This window comes from Rhizobacter sp. P1_G5, assembly GCF_056405435.1.
In genome coordinates this window covers 1-6151 of sequence record NZ_JBFUCB010000365.1, presented here as the reverse complement: position 1 = coordinate 6151, position 6151 = coordinate 1, and the positions used below count along the sequence as shown (strand labels likewise).

Sequence of the window (6151 nt, the reverse complement as noted above, 5' to 3'; positions counted from 1 at the left end):
ACCCGTGGCAGCGCGAACGCCACTGGATCGCCGCGGCCGACATCGCCCCGGCCGGCGGGCAGGGCCATGGCCCGGTGGTCGACAGCCGGCATCCGGTGCTCGGCGCCGGCATCGCGCTGGCCGGCACGCCGGCGGGTGCGCTGTGGAATGTCTCGATCGACCCGGGCCGCGTGCCGGCCTGGTTCGCGCACGCGCTGCATGGCAGCGCGGTGCTGCCGGCGTCGGCGTGGCTGGAGCTGTCGCTGGCCGCAGTGCAGACACTGGCGCCGGGTGCCGGCGTGCACGGCCTGCGCTTCGATCGCGCGCTGCACCTGCAGCCCGACGTCGCGAGCGCGCTGCAGCTGCAGGCCGTGGCCGGCGCGGACGGCACGCTGGGCTTGAGCTTCCAGACCCGCGACGACAGCGCATGGACGCTGCATGCGCAGGCGTACGTCGCGCCGCTGGCTGCGATCACCCACGACGCCACCGCGCCGGCGCGGCTGCGCACGCAACCGGCAGTCAGCGGGGCAGGTTTCTACGCACGCCTCGACGCCGCCGGCGCGAAATTCGGCGCTGCGCTGCACGGCATCGCGCAGGCCTGGTTCGCGCCCGCCGAAGCGCTGGCACAGCTCTCGCCGATGGGCGACGAGCGCTTCGGCATCCCGCCCGCCGCGCTCGACGCCTGCTTCCAGCTGATGGTGATGCTGGCCCCGCCCGGCGCGCTGTGGCTGCCGACGCGGCTCGACGGTGCGCGCCTGTTGCGGCCGCTGACCGGCCCTGGCTGGATCCATGCCCGCGCGACCGCGCCGCAAGGCGATGGCGAGCCGGTGCGTGTCGATGCGCTGCTGTTCGACGAGCAAGGCCCGGTGCTGCAGCTCGACGGCCTGGTGCTCGAACGCCTGGGCGCCGCAGCGCGTGCCGATGCGGCCGATGCGTTCTACGCGCTGGCTGACGCCGAGGCGGTGCTGACGCCGAAGCCGCAGGTCCGCGAATGGGCCGTGATCGGCGACCGCGGCGGCCTCGCGCAGGCGCTGCAGCAGCGCGGCGAGATGGTGCACCGGCTGGCCGATGCGGCGGCGCTGGCGGGCCTCGCGCCGTCGGCGCGCCTCGATGTCGTCGACCTGCGGCCGCTCGATGTGCAGACGGTCGGCGACGTGCCCGCGCTGTACGCCATCGTGCAGGACGCGCAGGCCGTGATCCGCCTGCGTGCCGGCATCGACGTGCGGCTGTGGCTCGTGAGCGCCGGTTCGCTGGCGCAGGCGCCGCTGTCGGGCCTGGCTGCGACGCTGGCCGCCGAGCACGGCGACCGCTTCGGCGGGCTGCTCGAACTCGACGGCGGGCTCGAGGCCGTGATCGACGCGGTGCAGGCCGATGCCGGTTCGTGCACGCTGCGCGGCGGCCGCTGGACGCGCCCGGTGCTGCGCCGCGCTGCGCCGCAGCCGACGCTGGCGCTGCCGTGGCGCCCCGATGCGAGTTGTCTGCTGACGGGCGGGCTCGGCGGTGTCGGCCGCCACGTGGCCGGCTGGCTGGTCGCGCAGGGCGTGCGCCACCTGGTGGTGCTGGGCCGCACGCCGCTGCCGGCGCGTGAGCAGTGGGCTGCATCGCCGACGCCGGCGGTGCAGGCGGTGCGCGAACTGGAAGCACAAGGCGCCCACATCGACTACGTGCCGGTCGATGTCGCCGACGAGGCCGCGCTGTCGGCCTTCCTGGCGCGCCACCGCGCCGAGGGCCGCCCGCCGATCCGCAGCGTGATCCACGCGGCCGGCATCACCGACGACACGCTGCTGCACGAGCTCGGCGCCGCGTCGCTCGCCGCGGTGCTGGCGCCGAAGCTGCAGGGCGCGTGGAACCTGCACCGCGCGCTGCCCGAGCTCGATCGCCTGGTGTTCTTCTCGTCGATGGCGGCCGTGATGCCGCAAGCCGGCCAAGCGAGCTATGCCGCGGCCAACGCCTTCCTCGACGCACTGGCGCGCCAGCGCCGCGCGCAGGGCCAGCACGCGCAGAGCATCGGTTGGGGCGTGTGGACGCAGACCGGCGTGATGCGCGGCGAGGGCGGCCGGCGCCAGCTCGACGAGCTGCAGCGCCAGGGCATCGGCGGCTTCGCGCCGTCGCAGGCGCTGGCCTTGCTCGGCGACGCGCTGCGCCAGGATGTGCCGCACCTGCTGGTGATGCCGGTCGACTGGCGCGCGATGCGCAAGAGCCTGGGCGCGCGCGAGGTGGCGTTGCTGAACGAGCTGCTCGCCGAGGCGGCGCTGCCGGTGGGCGATGCGCCGCTCGTCGAGAGCAGCGACCCGGCCGAGCGCCGCCGCGCGCTCGACCGTGCGGTGCGCGACGTCGTCGGCCGCGTGCTGAAGCTGACGCCGGCGAAGATCGACGCCCGCAAGCCGCTCGGCACGATGGGCCTGACCTCGCTGATGGCGCTGGAGCTGCGCAACCGGCTCGAGCCGCTGCACGGCAAGCCGCTGTCGGCGACGCTGGCGTGGAACTACCCGACGGTCGATGCGCTGGTGGCGTTCCTGGCGGGCGATCACGAGCTGGCCGCGGTGCCGCCTGCCGCACCCGAGGCCGCGGCTCCGGTGCTGGCCGCCGTCGCCGAACTCTCCGACGAAGACGCAGCCCGCCTGCTGCGCAAGAGGCGCTGACGATGAGCGACAAGCCTGTTCCGCCGCTGAACCAGCTCTCCGCCGTCAAGCTCGCGCTGATGGCCCAGCAGATGCGCGCGCAGAGCGAGGCGCTGATGCGCGCCGACCCGATCGCGATCGTCGGCATGGGTTGCCGCTTCCCCGGCGGTGCCGACAGCCCCGAGGCGTTCTGGCAGGTGCTCGTCGACGGCGTCGATGCGGTGCGCGAGGTGCCGGCCGACCGCTGGGACGCCGACGCCCTCTACGACCCCGATGCCTCCGCGCCCGGCAAGTCCGCCACCAAGTGGGGCGGCTTCATCGACCGCATCGACGGCTTCGACGCCGCGTACTTCGGCATCCTGCCGCGCGAGGCCGAGCGCATGGACCCGCAGCAGCGGCTGTTCCTTGAGGTCGCGATGGAGTCGCTCGACGACGCCGGCCTGACGCGCGATCGCCTGCGCGGCAGCCGCACCGGCGTCTTCATCGCGAGCTACCACAACGACTACCAGCTGCTCGAATACCGCGACCCCGAAGCGATCGACGCGCGCACGCTGACCGGCACCGTGCACAGCGTGCTGGCGAACCGCCTGTCGTTCCTGCTCGACCTGCGCGGCCCCAGCATCTCGATCGACACCGCCTGCTCGTCGTCGCTGGTCGCGATCCACCTCGCCTGCCAGAGCCTGCGCCACGGCGAGAGCGACACCGTGCTGGCCGGCGGCGTCTCGCTGATGGTGACGCCCGACCTGATGATCTCGCTCAGCAAGGTCGGCTTCATGGCGCCGGACGGCCGCTGCAAGACCTTCGACCAGAGCGCCGACGGGTTCGGCCGCGGCGAGGGCTGCGGCGTGATCGTGATGAAGCGCCTCGCCGATGCCATCGCCGACGGCGACCGCGTGCTCGCCGTGGTGCGCGGCTCGGCCGTCAACCAGGACGGCCATTCGACGCTGCTCGCCGCACCGAACGGCCTCGCGCAGCAGGCGCTGATCCGCGAGGCGCTCGCGTCGGCGCAGCTCGCGCCCGGCCGTATYGGCTTCATCGAGGCGCACGGCACCGGCACGCCGCTGGGCGACCCGATCGAGGTCGAGGCGCTGGCCGCCACCGTCGGCCGCGTGGAAGCGGGCGGCGGCACCTGCTGGCTCGGCGCCGCGAAGGCCAACCTCGGCCACATGGAGGCCGCGGCCGGTGTCGGCGGCGTCATCAAGACCGTGCTCGCGATGCGGCACGAACTGATCCCGCGCCAGCTGCACTTCACGCAATTGAACAAGCACCTGTCGCTCGACGGTACGCGGCTGCGGGTGGCCGCGCAGCCGGTGCCGTGGCCGGCCGGCGCGCAGACGCGCTGCGCCGGCACCAGCTCGTTCGGCGTCGGCGGCACCAATGCGCACGTGATCCTCGAAGAGGCGCCGCGCCTGCCGGCTGACGAACCGTCCGCCGACGGAGAACCGCGGCTGCTGCACCTGTCGGCGCAGAGCGAGCCGGCGCTGCGCGCGCTGGCGCAGGCCTGGAGCGATTTCCTGCCCGGCAGCGCCGCGAGCCTGGCCGACCTGTGCCACAGCGCCGGTGCGCGCCGCTCGGCGCTCGACCACCGGCTCGCGCTGGTCGGCCGCACGCGCGACGACTTCGCGGCGCGCCTGGGTGACTTCCTGCGCGACGAGGTCTCGCCCGCTGTCGCCTGTGGCCGCGTGCCGGGCGAAGGCGTGCCGCGGCTCGCGTTCGTGTTCAGCGGGCAGGGCCCGCAGTGGTTCGCGATGGGCCGCGAGCTGATCGCCGCGCAGGCGGTGTTCCGCGACGTGATCGATGCCTGCGATGCCTTGATGCAGCCGCTGACCGGCTGGTCGCTGCAGGCCGAACTGGCGAAGGACGAGGCGCAGTCCCGGCTCGCCGACACCGAGGTCGCGCAGCCGGCGCTGTTCGCGATCCAGGTCGCGCTGGCGGCGCTGTGGCGCAGCTGGGGCATCGTGCCCGACGGCGTGGTCGGCCACAGCGTCGGCGAGATCGCGGCCTTGCAGGTGGCCGGCGTGCTGAGCCTCGCCGATGCGGTGCGCGTGGTCTGCCAGCGCGGCCGCGTGATGCAGCAGGCCACCGGCACCGGCCGCATGGCGCAGGCGAGCCTGGCCGAAGACGAAGCCGTGCAGCTGCTGAAGCCCTATGGCGACCGCCTGGCGCTCGGCGCCGTCAACGGCCCGCGCAGCATCGTGCTGTCGGGCGAGCCGGCGGCGCTCGACGAACTGCTGGCGGCGCTGACGCGGCGCGGCATCTCGCACCGCATGCTGCCGGTGCAGTACGCCTTCCACAGCGCGCAGATGGCGCCGTTCCAGCAGACGCTGGCCGGGCTGCTGGCGGATGTGCCGTCGCAGGCGATGGCCGTGCCGGTCTACTCGACCGTGCTGGGCGGGCTCGCGACCGGGCAGCGTTTCGACGGCGCGTACTTCGGCCGCAACGTGCGCGAGCCGGTGCGCCTGCATGCGGCGATCACCGCGATGGCCGGCGACGGCTTCGGCAGCTTCCTCGAGATCGGCCCGCACCCGGTGCTGAGCGCGTCGATCGCCGAGAGCCTGGCGGCGGCGGGCGCATCGGGCGCGACGGGTCAGGTGCTCGCGTCCTTGCGCCGCGGCCGGCCGGAGCGCGAGTCGCTGCTGCAGGCCGCCGCCGCGCTGCATGTGCGCGGCCACACGCTCGACGCCGAGGCGGTGGCGGGCGAGGGCGGCGAGGTGGTCGACCTGCCGCGCTACCCGTGGCAGCGCAAGCGCTTCTGGCTGCGGCCGACGCCGGTTGCGGCAGCGCCGTCCTCGCGTCGCGGGGCGCATCCGCTGCTCGGCGCGAAGCTGTCGACGCCCGCGACCACGGCCACCGTGTTCGACGCGCAGTGGTCGGTGGGCGATGCCGGTGCGCTGCACGAGCACCGCATCGGCGGGCGGCTGTTGATGCCGGCGGCGGCGATGGTCGAGGCGTGCCGTGCGGCGGCCGGCGGCCGGGCGCTGTCGGCGTTCGCGGTCGAGCGGCCGCTGTACCTGCCGGAGAGCGGGCCGGCGCGCTGGCAGGCGATCGTGCGCGAGGGGGCGGTCGAGCTGCACCAGGCGCTGGATGACGAGACGTGGCAGCGCATCTGCACTGCGGCGGTGGGTGATGGGCCGTTGCCCGAGGCCCTGCAGACGGCGGGCGGTGCGGCCTATGTGTCGTCGGGCGAGATCTACGCCGGGTTCGAGGCGCTTGGCGTCGCATTCGGGCCGGCATTCCGCAACCTGCATGCGGTGCAGCGCGGCAGCGGCTGGGCGCGGGCCTCGCTGGTGCTGCCGGCCGAGGTCGAGGCGCAGGCAGCGGCGTTCGGGCTGCACCCGGCCTTGCTCGACGGCGCGCTGCAACTGTGCGCGGTGGCCGCGCAGGGCGTGCCGACAACGCTGTGGGCGCCGATGGGCATCGAGCAGGTCGAGTTGCTGCGCCCGGGCCTGGCGCGCGTGCAGGCGGTCGCGGTGCTGCGCGGCGAGGCGGGGGCGGACATCGACCTGAGCGACGAGCACGGTGCCCCGGTCGCCCGGCTGCGCGGCGTGCGC

General features: G+C 74.7%; 2 protein-coding genes. Both read left to right on the top strand.

Going from position 1 to position 6151, the window contains the following annotated elements; all coding sequences use genetic code 11:
- Positions 1–2621: SDR family NAD(P)-dependent oxidoreductase (locus AC1D12_RS21865; protein ID WP_477842813.1), on the top strand; the 2621-nt coding region annotated here is incomplete at its 5' end.
- Between the two features lie 2 nt (positions 2622–2623).
- The coding region (locus AC1D12_RS21860) for a type I polyketide synthase (protein WP_477842812.1) at positions 2624–6151 on the top strand (3528 nt) is incomplete at its 3' end.